The organism is Variovorax stachyos (assembly GCF_051400855.1).
Lineage (GTDB): Bacteria > Pseudomonadota > Gammaproteobacteria > Burkholderiales > Burkholderiaceae_C > Variovorax.
The window spans coordinates 68,562-84,193 of the sequence record NZ_JBLFFN010000019.1 but is presented as its reverse complement, the minus strand read 5'-3'; the positions used below and the strand labels follow the sequence as shown (position 1 = coordinate 84,193).

16 protein-coding genes are annotated in these 15,632 nt (G+C 69.6%); 10 read left to right on the top strand and 6 right to left on the bottom strand.

Features of this window, described 5'->3' with window-relative positions; translation table 11 throughout:
- Positions 1 to 9: 9 nt before the first annotated feature.
- Positions 10 to 771, bottom strand: coding sequence for a molybdate ABC transporter substrate-binding protein (modA, locus tag ACMGEZ_RS24890; protein WP_436824954.1), 762 nt, complete (start codon positions 769 to 771; stop codon positions 10 to 12).
- A gap of 59 nt (positions 772 to 830) precedes the next feature.
- Between modA and ACMGEZ_RS24885 the strand changes: the two genes are divergently transcribed.
- Positions 831 to 1,583 (top strand): TOBE domain-containing protein, encoded by a 753-nt coding sequence (locus ACMGEZ_RS24885; protein ID WP_436824953.1) that lies wholly within the window; start codon positions 831 to 833, stop codon positions 1,581 to 1,583.
- Positions 1,584 to 1,688: 105 nt separating this feature from the next.
- Here the strand turns inward: ACMGEZ_RS24885 and ACMGEZ_RS24880 are convergent, their stop codons facing one another.
- A complete protein-coding gene (locus tag ACMGEZ_RS24880; RefSeq protein WP_436824952.1) occupies positions 1,689 to 2,156 on the bottom strand; it encodes a nuclear transport factor 2 family protein in 468 nt (155 codons plus the stop codon).
- A 100-nt stretch (positions 2,157 to 2,256) separates the two neighbouring features.
- Here ACMGEZ_RS24880 and ACMGEZ_RS24875 point away from each other — a divergent pair, with 100 nt between their 5' ends.
- On the top strand, positions 2,257 to 2,838 hold the full coding sequence (locus ACMGEZ_RS24875) for a TetR/AcrR family transcriptional regulator (protein ID WP_436824951.1): 582 nt from the start codon (positions 2,257 to 2,259) through the stop codon (positions 2,836 to 2,838).
- 3 nt (positions 2,839 to 2,841) lie between these two features.
- Here ACMGEZ_RS24875 and ACMGEZ_RS24870 read toward each other — a convergent pair whose 3' ends face one another.
- Both ACMGEZ_RS24870 and ACMGEZ_RS24865 read right to left on the bottom strand, forming a co-directional pair.
- Positions 2,842 to 4,056, bottom strand: a complete 1,215-nt coding sequence (locus ACMGEZ_RS24870; RefSeq protein WP_436824950.1) for a DUF418 domain-containing protein — start codon at positions 4,054 to 4,056, stop codon at positions 2,842 to 2,844.
- 62 nt (positions 4,057 to 4,118) lie between these two features.
- Positions 4,119 to 4,571 carry a carboxymuconolactone decarboxylase family protein gene (locus ACMGEZ_RS24865; RefSeq protein ID WP_436824949.1) on the bottom strand — a complete coding sequence of 151 codons (453 nt, stop codon included), beginning with the start codon at positions 4,569 to 4,571 and terminating at the stop codon, positions 4,119 to 4,121.
- 202 nt (positions 4,572 to 4,773) lie between these two features.
- Between ACMGEZ_RS24865 and aspA the strand changes: the two genes are divergently transcribed.
- Complete coding sequence (gene aspA, locus ACMGEZ_RS24860) at positions 4,774 to 6,195, top strand: aspartate ammonia-lyase (RefSeq protein WP_436824948.1); 1,422 nt, start codon at positions 4,774 to 4,776, stop codon at positions 6,193 to 6,195.
- 71 nt (positions 6,196 to 6,266) lie between these two features.
- On the opposite strand, the gene ACMGEZ_RS24855 is transcribed toward aspA, so the two are convergent.
- Both ACMGEZ_RS24855 and ACMGEZ_RS24850 read right to left on the bottom strand, forming a co-directional pair.
- Entirely contained in the window at positions 6,267 to 6,593 is a 327-nt protein-coding gene (locus ACMGEZ_RS24855; RefSeq protein WP_436824947.1) for a thioredoxin family protein, read from the bottom strand.
- Positions 6,594 to 6,722: 129 nt separating this feature from the next.
- Positions 6,723 to 7,877 (bottom strand): helix-turn-helix domain-containing protein, encoded by a 1,155-nt coding sequence (locus tag ACMGEZ_RS24850; RefSeq protein WP_436824946.1) that lies wholly within the window; start codon positions 7,875 to 7,877, stop codon positions 6,723 to 6,725.
- Between the two features lie 182 nt (positions 7,878 to 8,059).
- On the opposite strand from ACMGEZ_RS24850, the gene ACMGEZ_RS24845 reads away from it, so the two are divergent.
- From ACMGEZ_RS24845 to ACMGEZ_RS24815, 7 genes are read left to right on the top strand one after another with little or no spacing between them, the layout of a single operon-like run.
- On the top strand, positions 8,060 to 8,554 hold the full coding sequence (locus tag ACMGEZ_RS24845) for a (2Fe-2S)-binding protein (protein WP_436824945.1): 495 nt from the start codon (positions 8,060 to 8,062) through the stop codon (positions 8,552 to 8,554).
- 11 nt (positions 8,555 to 8,565) lie between these two features.
- The gene (locus ACMGEZ_RS24840) at positions 8,566 to 11,010 is read left to right on the top strand and encodes a xanthine dehydrogenase family protein molybdopterin-binding subunit (protein ID WP_436824944.1); all 2,445 of its coding nucleotides are present in this window, start codon (positions 8,566 to 8,568) and stop codon (positions 11,008 to 11,010) included.
- 19 nt (positions 11,011 to 11,029) lie between these two features.
- Positions 11,030 to 11,824 (top strand): FAD binding domain-containing protein, encoded by a 795-nt coding sequence (locus ACMGEZ_RS24835; protein WP_436824943.1) that lies wholly within the window; start codon positions 11,030 to 11,032, stop codon positions 11,822 to 11,824.
- A gap of 9 nt (positions 11,825 to 11,833) precedes the next feature.
- Positions 11,834 to 12,769: an AAA family ATPase gene (locus tag ACMGEZ_RS24830; protein WP_436824942.1), complete on the top strand. Its 936-nt coding sequence runs from the start codon at positions 11,834 to 11,836 to the stop codon at positions 12,767 to 12,769.
- The gene (locus ACMGEZ_RS24825; protein WP_436824941.1) at positions 12,770 to 13,963 is read left to right on the top strand and encodes a vWA domain-containing protein; all 1,194 of its coding nucleotides are present in this window, start codon (positions 12,770 to 12,772) and stop codon (positions 13,961 to 13,963) included.
- A gap of 18 nt (positions 13,964 to 13,981) precedes the next feature.
- Complete coding sequence (locus tag ACMGEZ_RS24820; RefSeq protein WP_436824940.1) at positions 13,982 to 14,587, top strand: SRPBCC family protein; 606 nt, start codon at positions 13,982 to 13,984, stop codon at positions 14,585 to 14,587.
- 17 nt (positions 14,588 to 14,604) lie between these two features.
- Positions 14,605 to 15,615, top strand: coding sequence for an XdhC family protein (locus tag ACMGEZ_RS24815; protein WP_436824939.1), 1,011 nt, complete (start codon positions 14,605 to 14,607; stop codon positions 15,613 to 15,615).
- Positions 15,616 to 15,632 lie beyond the last annotated feature (17 nt).

Sequence of the window (15,632 nt, the reverse complement as noted above, 5' to 3'; positions counted from 1 at the left end):
ACGCCGTTCCTAGACGCCGTAGCCGAAGGATCGGATCACCGCCTTGGCGGCGTCGGACTTGAGGAAGGCCACGAGCGCCACGGCGGCCGCATTGTCCTTGCCGCGGGCCAGCAGCACCGCGTCCTGACGGATCGGGCTGTGCAGCTCGGCCGGCACGATCCAGGCCGAGCCGCTCTTGAGCTTGCCGTTCTCCGACACCTGCGACAGCGCGACGAAGCCGAGCTCCGCATTGCCGCTGGAAACGAAGCCGAAGGCCTGGCCGATGCTCTCGCCCTGCACGAACTTCGGCTCCAGCCGGGCGAGCACGCCCAGCCGCGTCATCGTCTCGACGGCTGCCGCCCCGTAGGGCGCGAGCTTGGGCGCGGCAAGCGCGATGTGCGCGAACTGCCCGCGCTCGAGCACCTCGCCCTTGGCGTCCACCAGGTCGGGCCGGGCCGACCACAGCACCAGCTTGCCGGTCGCGTAGGTGAAGCGGCTGCCCGGCACGGTCGCGCTTTCCCTATCGAGCTTGGCCGGCGACTCGGCATCGGCTGCCAGGAAGACATCGAAGGGCGCACCGCTCCGGATCTGTGCGTAGAACTTGCCCGTCGAGCCCGAGGAGAGGACCGCCTTGTGGCCCGTCGCTTTCTCGAAGTCGGCAGCCAGCACCTTCATCGGTCCGGCGAAGTTGGCCGCGACGGCGACCTGGACCTCGGCCGCGTGGGCGGCCAGCGATGCGGCCAGCGCGAGCAGGGCAGCGAGCGAACGCGAGAGCGGGGAGGTGCAGGTCATCTTTCGCTATTCATCGAAGGAATAGCGAAAGTGTAAGGCCCGGCGGCACAATGCCGCGCATGGCATCTCCCCGCTTCGGCGACGCGCTCGGCCACGGCATGAGCGACAAGCGCATCGACATCCTGCGCGGCATCGGCCGCACGGGCAGCATCTCGCAAGCCGCGCGCGAGGCTGCAGTGAGCTACAAGGCCGCGTGGCAGGCGGTCGCGACGCTCACCAACCTGGCCGGCGTGCCGCTGGTGGAGCGGGCGGTGGGCGGTGCTGGCGGTGGGGGAGCCTCGCTCACTGCGCATGGCACTCATCTGCTCGAGCTGGCCGACGCGCTGGCGCGGGCGCGCCGCGAGGTCCACTCGCGTGGCGGGCCGGTGGGTGCGGGATCGGCGGTAGCGCGGCTGGCCATTCGCACGAGCATGCGCAACCAGCTGCCGGCGACCGTGCAGTCGATCGAATCCACAGGCCGCATCGTCCGCGTGCAGCTCCTGCTGGGCGGCGTGCAGCCCATGGCTGCGCGGATCACGCAGGAGAGCGCCGAGCTCCTGGACCTGGCCGAAGGCATGGAGGCGATTGCGTTGTGCAAGGCGACGGCGGTGCGCATCGCCCGTGCCGCCGAGCCGCGCCGGGCCCGCGGCAACCAGCTTGCCGGCGTGGTGCAGGGCGTGTCGCGCGGGGAGGACGGGGACGAGATCGCGATGGCGCTCGAAGGCGGACTGCAGCTCGTCGGCTTCGCGCCCGGCGGCTCGGGGCTGCGTGCGCGGCAGCGCGTGCTGGCAACGGTCGACGAGGCGGCCGTGGTGGTGGCGTTGCCGGGATAGGGCTTCCCATTGCCCACATGGATCTGGGCCGGGGCGCATCCAACCACAGGACCGCTCGCACCGGGCCGATGGCGTGAAAACATTGCGGCGGGCTGTTCCGTCAGTTCAAAGCCCCAGGTCGCTCAGCCCCGGATGCTCGTCCGGCCGCCGCCCCAGCGGCCAGAAGAACTTGCGCTCGCTCTCCTTGATCGGCAGGTCGTTGATGCTCGCGTGGCGGTGCGTCATCAGGCCGGCGTCGTTGAACTCCCAGTTCTCGTTGCCGTAGCTGCGGAACCAGTTGCCCGCATCGTCGTGCCATTCGTAGGCGAAGCGCACCGCGATGCGCGGGCCGCCGAAGGCCCACAGCTCCTTGATCAGGCGATAGTCCAGCTCGCGCGCCCACTTGCGTTCGAGCAGGGCCTGCGCGGCAGCGCGACCGACCGGGAACTCGGCGCGATTGCGCCAGCGCGTGCCCTCGCTGTAGGCCAGCGCCACGCGGGCTGGGTCGCGCGAGTTCCAGCCGTCCTCGGCCAGGCGGACCTTTTGGGTGGCGGTTTCGAGCGTGAAGGGCGGCAGGGGCGGGCGGGTTTCCATGGCGAGTTCCTGATTGAAGGAGGTGGGATGTACGGAGTAGACAGAACTGTCTACATGCCCAGTCTAGCCCAGGTAGACAGAGCTGTCTACAATGCCTCGCATGCCGACCGCACAACTTCCGCAGCGCCAGGAGCTTCCAGCCCGCGACCGCATCCTGCTGACCGCGCACGACCTTTTCTACAGCGAGGGCATCCGTGCCACCGGCATCGACCGCGTGATTGCCGAGTCGGGTGTGGCGAAGCTCACCTTCTACCGGCACTTTCCGAGCAAGAACGAGCTGGTTCGCGCCTTCCTGGCCTATCGCCACGAGCGCTGGATGGCCTGGTTCGTCGATGCGCTCCAGCGTCACGGCGCCGCCGGGAGCAAGGGAGCCGATGCGCTCGTGCCGGCCCTGCGCGAGTGGTTCTCGGACCCGGGCTTTCGCGGCTGCGCATTTCTCAACAGCGTGGGCGAGCTGGGCGGTGCGCTGCCGGAGGTGCTGGAGATCGCGCGCGACCACAAGCTCGCGATGACCACCGAAATCGAGAAGCTGCTGCCGCCCTCGCGCCAGCGCGCAAGAGACGCCCAGTTGATCGCGCTGGCGGTCGACGGCGCGATCGCGCACGCGCAGTTCGACGCGACGTCGGAGACGGCGCTCAAGACCCTGGAGAGGCTGGTGAAGCTGGTGCGCGGCGTCGCCTGAGCCTCAGCGCACCGTGCGCTGCGCCGTCCTGCGCATTGCCGGCCAGCCGCCGATGGTCAGCGCGCGCAAGACCCATTCCACCGGGCCGTAGGCGAATCGGCGCAGCCACCAGGCGCTCGCCGCCATCTGGCCGGCGAAGAGGCCCAGCGCGATCAGCACGCTCGACCCCGGCGAGACCCGGCCCATGAGGCCGAGCCCATAGCCAGTGAAGATCAGCGAGCACGCGAGCGACTGCAGCAGGTAGTTGGACAGCGCCATGCGCCCGGCGGGCGCCAGTGCGCGAACGACGCGCACGCCTGCATCGCGCTGGAACAGCATCAGCGCGAGGGCCACGTAGGCGGCGCTGAGGAAGGGGGCGGTCAGGAGGCTCACGCCCAGGCCCAGGATGTCCCGGCCGGAACCGGCGCCCCACACCGTGGCATTGGCATAGAACACCGCGCCCGGCACTCCCACGGCCAGGCCCCAGGCGGCCAGGCGCGGCCAGAGGCTGCGCCAGGCATCGAGGTGCGCGAAGACGCGGCGCTGTCCCGCCGCGAAGCCGGCCATGAACATGGCCAACGCGCACGGTCCCTGGACCAGCACCAGCACCCACCAGCTGTTGCGCCACTCGCGCAGGCGCTGCGCGACCACATCGGCGGGCGAGCCCAGCCAGGCCTGCTGCGCGACCTGCGCCCGCGCGAGGGCACCGGCGAGATCCGTGAACTCGCCGGCGCGCAGCTGCAACCAGCCCAGCACGATCAGGGTGATCGCCGGCAGCACGGTGAGGAAGCAGGCGCGGCGCAGCGCCTGACGCTCGCTCTGGCCGCGTGCGGCCAGGAGCACCAGCCCCAGCACGGCATAGACGCACAGGATGTCCCCGTGATAGAGCCAGACCGCGTGTGCCAGGCCGATGACTGCGAGCCCGCACAGCCGGCGCAGCATGCGCGGCACGAAGGCCGCGCGGCTGTGCCCGGCCGCGCTCATCTGCAAGGTGAAGCTGTAGCCGAAGAGGAAGGAAAAGAGCAGGTAGAACTTGGTCTCGAACAGGAAGGCCACCAGCCATCGCGCGGCGCGGTCGGCAGGCCGGGCGAACAGCGGATCGGGCACGGCCGCGATGTAGTAGGCGGAGGCGAAGGAGGCGATGTTGACGATCAGGATGCCCGCCAGCGCGAAGCCGCGCAGCGCGTCCAGGTGCTGCAGCCGCGCCGGCTGGGACGCATCGGGGGAAAGGGTGGCCATGGGCCGATCGTAGAGCCCATGGCCGCGGTTCCGCATGCGGCGCCCGGAGAGCGCCGGGCTCTTCAGGCCCTTTCCGGCACCGGGTTGCGGAAGCTCACGTTGAGCAGGTTCCAGGCGTTGATCACCGCGATGGTGAAGCCGAGCTCGGCGATCTCCTCGTCGGAGAACTGTGCCTTCAGCTTGGCGAACTCCTCGTCGCTCGGGTCCCGGTGCGGGATGGCGGTGACGATCTCGGCCCAGGCCAGCGCCGCGCGCTCGCGCTCGGTGAAGAAGGGCGCCTCGCGCCACCCGGCCAGTGCGTTGAGATGGCGCGCGTCGAGGTCCTGCTTGATCAGGTCGCGCCAGTGCATGTCGATGCAGAAGGCGCAGCCGTTGATCTGCGACACGCGCAGCAGCACGAGGTCGTAGAGCCGATGGCCCAGCAGGTCCTTGCGGACCGCGCCGGAGAGGGTGAGCAGGGACTGGAAGGCCTTGGGGGCGAGCTGGTGGAAGGGGATGCGGGCAACGTGCGTCATGAGATGTTCCTTGGAAAGGGATGCGGAGCGCCACCCCATGCGGCCCTCCATGCACTCAAGACGCGCGGCGGCACGCGCTTGTGACACGCCCGCCCGTGAATGCGCCGGGTCCGGGTCCGGCTTTGCGGCGAAGCGCGTTGAGCGCACACTCCGGTGCAACCCCGAAGCAAGACCGGTCGCACCAACAAGGAAGGAAGCAAGCATGAGCAAGTTCCGCATCGAACACGACCTGCTGGGTGACCGCGAGGTCCCAGCCGAGGCCTATTACGGCGTCCACACGCTGCGCGCCAAGGAGAACTTCCAGATCTCGGGGACCACCATCTCGGCGTTCCCGGAGCTGTTGATCGCGCTGGCCTCCGTCAAGGAAGCGGCGGCGCAGGCCAACGCCGAGCTTGGGCTGCTGCCCCCCGAGCTGCGCGATGCCATTGTGGCGGCCTGCGAGGAGATCCGCCACGGCGCGCTGCACGACCAGTTCGTGGTCGACGTGATCCAGGGCGGCGCGGGCACCTCCACCAACATGAACGCCAACGAGGTGGTCTGCAACCGCGCGTTGGAAATCCTGGGCCACCAGCGCGGCGAGTACCAGTACCTGCACCCCAACGAGCACGTCAACATGGCGCAGAGCACCAACGACGTGTACCCGACGGCGATCCGCGTTGCGACCTGCTTCGCGATCGAGCGCCTGCTGGCGGCCATGGCGCATCTGCGCGATGCCTTCGCCGCCAAGGCCACGGAGTTCGCGCACCTGCTCAAGATCGGCCGCACCCAGCTGCAGGACGCTGTGCCCATGACGCTGGGCCAGGAGTTTTCGACCTACGCGGTCATGCTGGAGGAAGACATCGCCCGCCTGACCGAAGCCTCGGCGCTGATCCGCGAGATCAACCTCGGCGCCACGGCCATCGGCACCGGCATCACCGCCCATCCGCAGTACGTGGGCAAGGCGCTGGCGGCGCTGCGCGCGATCACCGGGCTCGACCTTTCCACGGCGCCCAACCTGATCGAGGCGACGCAGGATTGCGGCGCCTTCGTGCAGCTGTCGGGTGTGCTGAAGCGCATCGCGGTCAAGCTGTCGAAAACCTGCAACGACCTGCGGCTGCTCTCCAGCGGGCCGCGCTCGGGCTTCGGCGAGATCAACCTGCCGCCGATGCAGGCCGGCTCCTCGATCATGCCGGGCAAGGTCAATCCGGTGATCCCGGAAGTGATGAACCAGATCTGCTTCGAGGTGTTCGGCAATGACCTGACCGTGACCTTCGCGGCCGAGGGCGGGCAGCTGCAGCTCAATGCCTTCGAGCCGATCATTGCCAGCGCGCTGTTCCGCAGCTTCAAGCATTTGACCAACGGCTGCACGACGCTGGCCGACCTGTGCGTGAAGGGCATCACCGCCAACCCGGACCGGCTGCGCGAGAGCATCGAGCGCTCGATCGCGCTGGTCACCGCGCTCAATCCGATCATCGGCTACAAGGAGGCGACGGAGGTTGCCGCCGAAGCCTACGCCAACGGGACCAATGTGCGCGAGGTGGTTCTCAGGCGCGGACTCATGACCGAGGCCGAGCTCGAGGATGCGCTGCGCCACGAGGTGCTGACGCAGCCGCGGGTCTACGAAAAGGCGCGGAAAGCCGACTGAAGCAGCGTCGGGTTCGCAGGCCCGGTGCTCTCACTCACCCCAACCTCTCCCGCAGGAGAGGGAGCGATACCCTAGGCAGGCTGGGCGAGGCGGTGGAGCTCGTCCGAGATCGCGTTCACGCTGGTGGGCCGCACCAGCCGCCCCACCTCACGGCCGTCGCGCAGGAAGATCAGCGTGGGCCAGAGCTTGACGCCGAAGGAGCGGCCCAGCGGCCGGCCGCTGCCGTCCTCGATCTTGAGGTGGCGCAGCGGCCCCGCGCCGGCGAGCGCCTTGGCGATCAGCGGCTGCGCAGCCTTGCAGATGCCGCACCAGGGAGCGCCGAACTCCACGATTGTGGAACCGGGGAGACCGTCGACCTCTTCGCGGGAGGGCTCGACGCTTGCGTAGCTTGTGTTCATGTCGTGATTCTGGAAGGGTCGGCGCGCTCGCGCTTGCGCGGGGATTTCGGGCGCTGGCGTCGGTCTTGGCCGACGAGGCGCCGAGCAGCCGTGCGGCTTACTGGAGTACCTTCGCCTTCGGCTGCGGTGCTATGAGCCTTCGGAGCGGCCGTGCGGCTCATGCAGCCTTGGACCCCGCCCCCGGCCCAGCTTGCGATAGACGGTCGCGCGGCTGATGCCCAGCGCCCGCGCCGCCTCGGCCACGTTGCCGCGTGCGTCGTCGACGGCACGGCGGATCAGCGCCGTCTCTACATCGCGCAGCCGCGGGCGTTCCGGGCTCGCTGCGTGCGGCAACGGCACGCCGTCGGCGAGCTGCGGCCTCGCCTGCACGCGCAGGCCGGACCACAGCGGCACCTCCAGCACCGCATCGCCGCGGCGTGCCGCGTCGAACAGCATCTGCGGCGGCAGCGCGAACAGGTCGCTGCAGTGCGGCGTGGCCAGCGCGCCCGTTGGCTGGTGCAGCATCTGGCGCGCCGCCGTATTGCTGGCCGTGACGCGGCCGTCGGCATCGATGCAGAGAAGGCCTTCGCTGCCAGGCCCGGCGCCGTAGCCCGGCCAGTCCAGGCGCAGGCGCAGTGCGCATGGGTGGTTGTGCACCATCGCGTTCTCGATGCTGTGCGCCGACTGCTCAGCCAGGTGCCGCAGCTCGGGGCGCTCTGCCACCTGCACGCCGGTCAGGTCCAGCATGCCGATGCATTCCCCCTGCGGGCCGAACAGCGGGGCGCCCGCGCAGCTGTAGATGCCGGTGTCCTCGAAGAAGTGCTCGCCGCGGTGCAGCCACACGGACTCGTGCTCGGCCAGCACGGCCCCGATGGCGGTGGTGCCGACCGCGCGCTCCGAGAGGTCGACGCCCACGCGCGCGATGTTGCGCGCATGGCGGTCCGTCGGGTCGCTGCCGCCGGGCAGCGCGCCGACCTCGATCACGATGCCTTCGGCGTCGGTCAGGATGGCGAAGTAGCGGGTGTCGGCGATGGCGCGCGAGAGCCGCGCCAGTACCGGCCGCGCGGCCGCGAGCAGGGCCTGGTTGCGCTCCGCCACGCGATGGATTGCCTGGCGCGTGACCGGATCGAAGCTCACCCGGTGCTGCGGCCGGTGGCCCACCGCGAGGCAGCGTTGCCAGGAGCGCACCAGCCAGGGTTCGATGCGGGCACCGCGTGCGCCGGCCGGTTCGCCCTCGATCCATTGGCGCCGCGCCTGGGCAATGGCGAGCGAGCGTTCGGGCAGGGGCGCGGAAGAGATGGTCATCGTGATGGAGGGCGTCGCCATCGACGCATGGTGAGGGGCTGCCGGGCAGCAGCATGTTTCATTTTGAGAATTTCAAGGGAGAGCCGCAAGCGCCTAGGGTTTTGCCTAGGGTGATGGCCCGGGCCCGCAGCCAACATTCCAGTTGCTCAGCCTCTCAGCCATCACCCTACGGAGACAGCCACATGCAGGTTCCATTCACGGTCAACGGCCGCGCGGTCACGGTCGATGCGCCCCCCAACACCTTCCTGGTGCAAGCGATCCGGGAGCACCTCCACCTCACGGGCACCCACGTCGGCTGCGACACGGCGCAGTGCGGCGCCTGCACGATCCTGGTCGATGGCCGCGCGGTCAAGTCGTGCAACGTGCTTGTGGCGCAGGTGGCCGGCGCCCAGATCACCACCATCGAGGGCGTCGCGCAGCCCGACGGCACGCTGCATCCGATGCAGGCCGCCTTCAAGGAATGCCACGGCCTGCAATGCGGCTTCTGCACCCCGGGCATGGTGATGAGCGCGATCGACCTGTGCACCCACCACCCCAAGGCGAGCGAGACCGAGATCCGCGAGCTGCTGGACGGCAATCTCTGCCGCTGCACCGGCTACCAGAACATCGTCAAGGCCGTGCAAATGGGCGGCGAGGCCATGGCGGCCGCGCCGGCCCAGGCCTCGGCGGCGGCATAAGGAGCACCACCATGGGCGCACCCGACTTCGCGAAGCTGCCGCACATCGGCGAGGCACTCAGGCGCAAGGAAGATTACCGCTTCCTCATCGGCGCCGGCCAGTACACCGACGACGTGAACCTGGCCAACCAGTCCCACGCCGTGTTCCTGCGCTCGCCGCATGCGCATGCGGCGATCAAGTCCATCGACACCACTGCGGCCTCGAAGATGCCCGGCGTAGCGGGCATCTTCACCGGCAAGGACATCGAGGGCAAGATGGGCGGGCTGCCCTGCGGCTGGCTCATCAACAACCCCGACGGCACGCCGATGAAGGAGCCGCCGCACCCCATCCTTGCCATCGGAAAGGTGCGCTATGTGGGCGACCACGTGGCGATCGTGGTGGCCGATACGGTGGAGCAGGCCAAGAACGCCGCCGAGGCGATCGAGGTCGACTACGAGGTGCTGCCGGCGCTGGTGAGCGTGGCGGACGCCGCGAAGAAGGCCGGCGGCGTCACCCTCCATGACGCGGCGCCCGACAACCAGTGCTACAAGTGGGCGCTCGGCGACAAGGCGCAGGTCGATGCGGTCTTCGCCAAGGCAGCGCACGTGACGAAGCTGGACCTCGTCAACAACCGGCTGGTGCCCAACCCGCTGGAGCCGCGCGTCGCGATTGGCAGCTACAACCGCGCCAACGACGAGTACACGCTCTACGTCGCCAACCAGAACCCGCATGTGGAGCGGCTGCTGATGACGGCCTTCGTGCTGGGCCTGCCCGAGCACAAGGTGCGGGTGATCGCGCCCGACGTGGGCGGCGGCTTCGGCTCCAAGATCTTCCTGTACGCCGAGGACGTGGCGCTGACCTGGGCCGCGAAGCAGCTCAACCGCAGCATCAAGTGGACCGGCGAGCGCGCCGAGTGCTTCCTGTCCGACGCGCATGGCCGCGACCACGTGAGCCACGCCGAGATGGCGATGGACAAGGACGGCAAGTTCCTCGCCCTGCGCGTGCACACCGACGCCAACCTGGGCGCCTACCTGTCGACCTTCTCGACCGCGGTGCCGACCATCCTGTATGCCACGCTGCTGGCGGGCCAGTACACCACGCCGCAGATCTACGTGGAGGTGGATGCCTGGTTCACCAACACGGCGCCGGTCGATGCCTACCGCGGCGCGGGCCGGCCCGAGGCGACCTACCTGCTCGAGCGCCTGGTCTCGCGCTGCGCCTGGGAGATGAACCTGGGCCAGGACGAGATCCGCAAGCGCAACTTCATCACCGAGTTCCCCTACCAGACGCCCGTCGCGTTGCAGTACGACACGGGCGACTTCCACGCCTCGATGGACAAGGCGAAGGAACTGGCCGAGGTGGCGGGCTTCGCGGAGCGCAGGAAGGCGAGCGAGGCGCAGGGCAAGCTGCGCGGCATCGGCTACTCGAGCTACATCGAGGCTTGCGGCATCGCACCTTCCAACATCGCGGGTGCGCTCGGCGCGCGCGCGGGCCTGTTCGAATGCGGCGAGATCCGCGTGCATCCCACCGGCAGCGTGACTGTCTTCACCGGCTCGCACAGCCATGGGCAGGGCCACGAGACCACCTTCGCGCAGGTGGTCGCCGCGCGGCTCGGCATCCCGGTCGAGAACGTGGACGTGGTGCACGGCGACACCGGCCGCGTGCCCTTCGGCATGGGCACCTACGGCTCGCGCTCGATCTCGGTCGGCGGCGCCGCGATCATGAAGGCGCTCGACAAGATCGAGACCAAGGCCAAGAAGATCGCCGCCCACCTGTTGGAGGCCAGCGATGCCGACGTGGAGTTCGCCAACGGCGAGTTCACCATCAAGGGCACCGACAAGAAGATCCCCTTCGGCCAGGTGGCGCTGACGGCCTACGTGCCGCACAACTACCCGCTCGACAAGCTGGAGCCGGGCCTGGACGAGACCGCCTTCTACGACCCGACCAACTTCACCTTCCCGGGCGGCACCTACATCTGCGAGGTGGAGGTGGACAAGGAGACCGGCCAGGTGAAGGTCGACCGCTTCACCGCCGTGGACGACTTCGGAACCATCATCAACCCGCTGATCGTCGAGGGCCAGGTGCACGGCGGCATCGTGCAGGGCCTGGGCCAGGCGCTGATGGAGAACTGCGTCTACGACAACGAAAGCGGCCAGCTGCTGACCGGCAGCTTCATGGACTACGCCATGCCGCGCGCCGAAGATTTCCCGATGTTCAAGCTCGACACCACCTGCACGCCTTGCACCCACAATCCGCTGGGCACCAAGGGCTGCGGCGAGGCCGGCGCCATCGGCTCGCCGCCGGCGCTGATCAACGCGGTGCTCGACGCGCTGGCGCCGCTGGGCGTGAAGGACTTCGACATGCCTGCGTCGCCCCACCGCGTGTGGGAAGCCATCCAGAAGGGCAGCGTGAGCCCCACGCAGGAACCGCAGCAGGCGCCCTTGACCGCCAGCACCCAGGGCCGCCCGGCGCCCTGACCCCAGGAGGAAATCGAACATGTACGCCTTCACCCTCGAACGTCCCACCACCGTGGCGGACGCGGCCAGGCTGGCCGCGGCCGGCGGCAAGCTGCTGGCCGGCGGCCAGACCCTGCTGGCCTCGATGAAGCTGCGCCTCGCGGCGCCCGAGCAACTGATCGACCTCGGCGGAATCAAGGAACTGACCGGCATCAAGAAGGAAGGCAATGCCTTCGTGATCGGCGCGATGACGCGCCATCTCGATGTCGGCGCCAACGCGGAGATCAAGGCCGCCTTCCCGGCCCTGGCCTGGCTGGCCGACCACATCGGCGACCGCCAGGTGCGTGCCATGGGCACCATCGGCGGCTCGCTCGCCAACAACGATCCATCGGCCTGCTACCCGAGCGCCGTGCTGGGCTCGGGCGCCACCGTCATCACCAGCAACAAGCGCGAGATCGCGGCCGACGACTTCTTCCAGGGCCTGTTCGCGACCGCGCTGGAGGAGGGCGAGCTGATCACCGCGGTCCGCTTCCCGATCCCGAAGCGCGCGGCCTACGAGAAGCTGCGCCAGAAGGCTTCCAACTTCCCGCTGGTCGGCATCTTCGTGACCCAGGGCGACAGCGGCGTGCGCGTGGCCGTCACCGGCGCGGGCAATGGCGTGTTCCGGCACAAGGGGCTCGAAGAGGCGCTCGGCAACAGCTTCACGCCCGAGGCGGCCGCTGGCGTGAAGATCGATTCGAGCGAGCTCAACAGCGACCTGCATGCGACGGCCGCCTATCGGGCCAATCTGATCAGCGTGTTGACGCAGCGCGCAGTGCGCAAGGCGCTGGGCTAAGCTGTCCGGATGACCGAAGCCACGCCTGCCACGCTTGCCACGACCTCCCCGTTCCCGACCATCGACGCGGTCGTGCAGGCGCTGGAAGGCGCGGGCTACTACGCCGATCGGCGGCTGGCAACGGCGGTGTTTCTCGCGCTCAAGCTGCAGCGCCCGCTGCTGCTGGAGGGCGAGCCCGGCGTGGGCAAGACCGAGCTGGCCAAGGCGCTGTCGACCGCCTTGCGGCGCGAGCTGCTGCGCCTGCAGTGCTACGACGGCCTGGAGCAGCGCGAGGCGCTCTACGAATGGAACTACGCGGCGCAGCTGCTGCACATGCGCGCGGTCGAGGCGCATGGCGCCGCGCGCGATGTCGAGGCCGAGGTCTACCAGCCGCACTACCTGATCCGCCGGCCGCTCCTGCAAGCCCTGCAGGCGCCGGCGCCTGGCGCTGTGCTGCTGATCGACGAGGTCGATCGTGCCGACGAGCCCTTCGAGGCCTTCCTGCTCGAATACCTCGGCGAGTACCAGGTCAGCATTCCCGAGCTGGGCACCGTGCGCGCGCTGGTGCCGCCGGTCACGCTGCTCACCAGCAATCGCACGCGCGAGCTCAACGATGCGGTCAAGCGCCGCTGTCTCTACCACTGGCTGGACTATCCCGAGCGCGATCGCGAACTTGCGATCGTGCGCGCGCAGGCGCCCGGCGCCAGCGAGCGCCTCTCGGAGCAGGTCGCGGCCTTCGTCGCGGCGCTGCGCAGCGCGCCCTTCGCGAATGCCTTCCAGCGCGCACCCGGCATCGCCGAGAGCGTCGAATGGGCACGCGCCCTCGTGGCGCTGGACACCTTGGCCCTCGATCCCGAGGTCGTGGTCGACACCGCGGGCATCCTCTTCAAGCAGCGCGATGACGTCGCGGCGCTGACGCACGAGCTCGCCGCCGATCTGTTGAAAGGCGAAGAGGCGGGGACATGAATGCAGCAGCTCGGTGACGCCCGCCGCGGCAAGCTGGCCGACAACATGGCCGGCTTCGGCCGCGCATTGCGGCGTGCCGGCGTGCGTACCGATTCGGCCCGCATCGCGCTCGCGGCCGAGGCCGCGATGCTCGTCGGCGTCGAAAGCCGGCTCGATCTTGCCGCCGCGATGGAAGCCGTGATGATCAGCCGCGAACAGGACCGCGGGGTCTTCCGCGAGCTCTTCGATGCCTGGTTCCGCGACCCCGAACTCGCCGCCAAGCTGCTTGCGCAGATGCTGCCGAGCGCCGAGGGAAAGGCCGAGCCCTCGAAGCGCCGGCCTCGGGTGCGCGAGGCGCTCGCCGCGCCGCGCGAGACGGTGCAGGCCGCGCAGACCGAGCGCGAGGTGGACTTCGACGCGGCCATGACCGCCAGCGACCGCCAGCGCATGCACCATGCCGACTTCAACGCCCTGGGCGCCGCCGAGTACCGACTGGTGGAGCGCCTGGCGCGCGATGTCGCACTGCCGGTGCCCACCATCGCCGCGCGCCGCCTGCACGCGGCCGGCAACGCCGGCGCCCATTCGCGCATGAACTGGCCGGGCGTCTGGCACGAGGCGGGCCGCCACGGCGGCGAGATGGTGCGCCTGCCGCGCCTCGCGCGGCGCACGCAGCCGTTGCCCCTGCTGGTGCTGATCGACGTCTCGGGCTCGATGGAGCGCTATGCGCGCCTGCTGCTGGCCTTCCTGCACGCGGCGACGCGCCACGCCGGCCGCCGCGACGTGTTCGCCTTCGGCACCCAGCTGACCGACCTGACGCCGGCCTTTCGCATCGCCGACACCGACGCCATGCTGGGGGCCGCCGGCGCGGCCATTGCCGATTTCGCCGGCGGCACGCGCCTGGGCACGTCGCTGGCCGAGCTGCACCGGCACCATGCGCGCCGCTTGACGGGCCGTCGCACCCTCGTGCTGGTGATCAGCGACGGCCTGGACACCGGCGAGCCCGAGATGCTGGAGCGCGAGCTGCTGTGGCTCAAGCGCCATTCGCGGCGCGTGCTGTGGCTCAATCCGTTGTTGCGCTACGAAGGCTATGCCCCGCTGGCGCGCGGGGCCGCGGTGCTGCACCGCCATGCGGACGCGATGCTCGCGGTCCACAATCTCAACGCACTGGAACAACTGGCCTCCAGCCTTGCCGCACTGATGCGCTGCGGCCGTTGACGAACAAAAGGAACCATCATGGAAATGCTCGGCAACCGCCGCCTCCCGATCACGCAGCAGCAGGCCTGGGAGGCGCTCAACGATCCCGGGACGCTGAAGAAGTGCATCCCCGGCTGCGACAAGTTCGAGCCTGCCGGCGACAACGAATACACGGTCGCGCTGGCCGTGAAGATCGGCCCGGTCTCGGCCAAGTTCAACGGCAAGGTCAAGCTGGCCGAGATCATGCCGCCCGACAGCTACAGGCTCTCCTTCGAGGGGCAGGGCGGCGTGGCGGGCTTCGCCAAGGGGGCTTCCAGCGTCTCGCTCAAGCCGGTGGACGGCGCGGATGTGCCGGCCTGCGAGCTCGACTACACGGTGCAGGCGCAGGTGGGCGGCAAGATCGCGCAGCTGGGCCAGCGCCTGATCGACGGCGCCGCCAAATCGACGGCCGACGACTTCTTCAAGCGCTTCGAGGCTGAGATGCAGGCGCGCTACGGCCCGCCGCCCGCAGTCGAGAGCCCCGAGGCGGAGGCTGAAGAGACGTCCGAGAAGACCGGCAGGATGGCGGGCCTCATGCGCAAGATGGGCTTCGGCAAGAAAGACGACACGCCCGACGCGGACGCCGGCGAGAAGCCGGGCGAATAGCGGGACGGAACACGAGCATGGAAAACCTCGACGTGATGGTCCTGCGCACGCTGCGCGACTGGCGGCTCGCAGGCCGTCGCGCGCTGCTCACGACGGTGGTGCGCACCTGGGGTTCGTCGCCGCGGCCGATCGGCTCGATCATGGCGCTGGCCGAGGACGGCGCGGTGGTCGGTTCGGTCTCGGGCGGCTGCATCGAAGACGACCTGATCGCGCGCTACAGCCGCGCCCATGGCGCACCGGGCGAGATGCCTTCGGGCCCGCCCACGCTGGTCAAGTACGGCATCACGGCCGACGAGGCGCACCGCTTCGGGCTGCCTTGCGGCGGCACGCTGGAGCTGCTGCTCGAGTACGACCCCGACGCCGCCTCGCTGGCTGCACTGGTGGAGCAGCTGGAGCAGGGGCGGCTGATGCAGCGCACCGTTTCGCTGGCCGACGGCGCCGTGCGGCTGGCCGAGGCGAGCGCGCCTGCGGAGCTCACGGTCAACGACAAGGAACTGGTCAACACCTTCGGGCCTGAGTACCGCATGCTGCTGATCGGTGCCGGCCAGTTGGCCGAATACCTGTCGACCATGGCGAAGTTCAGCGGCTTCGCGGTCACGCTGTGCGACCCGCGCGCCGAGTACCGCACGGCCTGGTCCACGCCGGGCGTGACGATCAGCACCGAGATGCCCGACGACGCCGTGCTGGCCTTCAAGCCCGACCGCCGCAGCTGCGTGGTGGCCCTTACGCACGACCCCAAGCTTGACGACCTGGCCCTGCTGGAGGCGTTGCAGAGCGAGGCTTTCTACGTGGGTGCGATCGGCTCGCGCCGCAATGCGCAGGCGCGGCGCGAACGGATGATCGAGCACTTCGAGCAGACCGAGGCTTCGCTCGCGCGCCTGCGCGGCCCGATCGGGATCTACATCGGCAGCAAGACGCCGCCGGAGATCGCGGTGAGCGTGATGGCGGAGATCCTCGCGGTGAAGAACAACGTGACGCTGCCGCGCGAGACCGAGGTCGCGGTGGCCAAGGCGGCGGTTGCGGGCTGAGCGGCCCCGGCGCCGTC

Bases quoted from the DNA above. Each gene is read 5' to 3' on its own strand.
- ACMGEZ_RS24870 (WP_436824950.1), bottom strand. From the start codon at position 4,056: ATGGCCACCCTTTCCCCCGATGCGTCCCAGCCGGCGCGGCTGCAGCAC.
- ACMGEZ_RS24850 (WP_436824946.1), bottom strand. From the start codon at position 7,877: ATGACCATCTCTTCCGCGCCCCTGCCCGAACGCTCGCTCGCCATTGCC.
- ACMGEZ_RS24875 (WP_436824951.1), top strand. From the start codon at position 2,257: ATGCCGACCGCACAACTTCCGCAGCGCCAGGAGCTTCCAGCCCGCGAC.
- ACMGEZ_RS24830 (WP_436824942.1), top strand. From the start codon at position 11,834: ATGACCGAAGCCACGCCTGCCACGCTTGCCACGACCTCCCCGTTCCCG.
- ACMGEZ_RS24820 (WP_436824940.1), top strand. From the start codon at position 13,982: ATGGAAATGCTCGGCAACCGCCGCCTCCCGATCACGCAGCAGCAGGCC.
- ACMGEZ_RS24815 (WP_436824939.1), top strand. From the start codon at position 14,605: ATGGAAAACCTCGACGTGATGGTCCTGCGCACGCTGCGCGACTGGCGG.
- modA (WP_436824954.1), bottom strand. From the start codon at position 771: ATGACCTGCACCTCCCCGCTCTCGCGTTCGCTCGCTGCCCTGCTCGCG.
- ACMGEZ_RS24855 (WP_436824947.1), bottom strand. From the start codon at position 6,593: ATGAACACAAGCTACGCAAGCGTCGAGCCCTCCCGCGAAGAGGTCGAC.
- ACMGEZ_RS24845 (WP_436824945.1), top strand. From the start codon at position 8,060: ATGCAGGTTCCATTCACGGTCAACGGCCGCGCGGTCACGGTCGATGCG.
- ACMGEZ_RS24865 (WP_436824949.1), bottom strand. From the start codon at position 4,571: ATGACGCACGTTGCCCGCATCCCCTTCCACCAGCTCGCCCCCAAGGCC.
- ACMGEZ_RS24840 (WP_436824944.1), top strand. From the start codon at position 8,566: ATGGGCGCACCCGACTTCGCGAAGCTGCCGCACATCGGCGAGGCACTC.
- ACMGEZ_RS24880 (WP_436824952.1), bottom strand. From the start codon at position 2,156: ATGGAAACCCGCCCGCCCCTGCCGCCCTTCACGCTCGAAACCGCCACC.
- aspA (WP_436824948.1), top strand. From the start codon at position 4,774: ATGAGCAAGTTCCGCATCGAACACGACCTGCTGGGTGACCGCGAGGTC.
- ACMGEZ_RS24885 (WP_436824953.1), top strand. From the start codon at position 831: ATGGCATCTCCCCGCTTCGGCGACGCGCTCGGCCACGGCATGAGCGAC.
- ACMGEZ_RS24835 (WP_436824943.1), top strand. From the start codon at position 11,030: ATGTACGCCTTCACCCTCGAACGTCCCACCACCGTGGCGGACGCGGCC.
- ACMGEZ_RS24825 (WP_436824941.1), top strand. From the start codon at position 12,770: ATGCAGCAGCTCGGTGACGCCCGCCGCGGCAAGCTGGCCGACAACATG.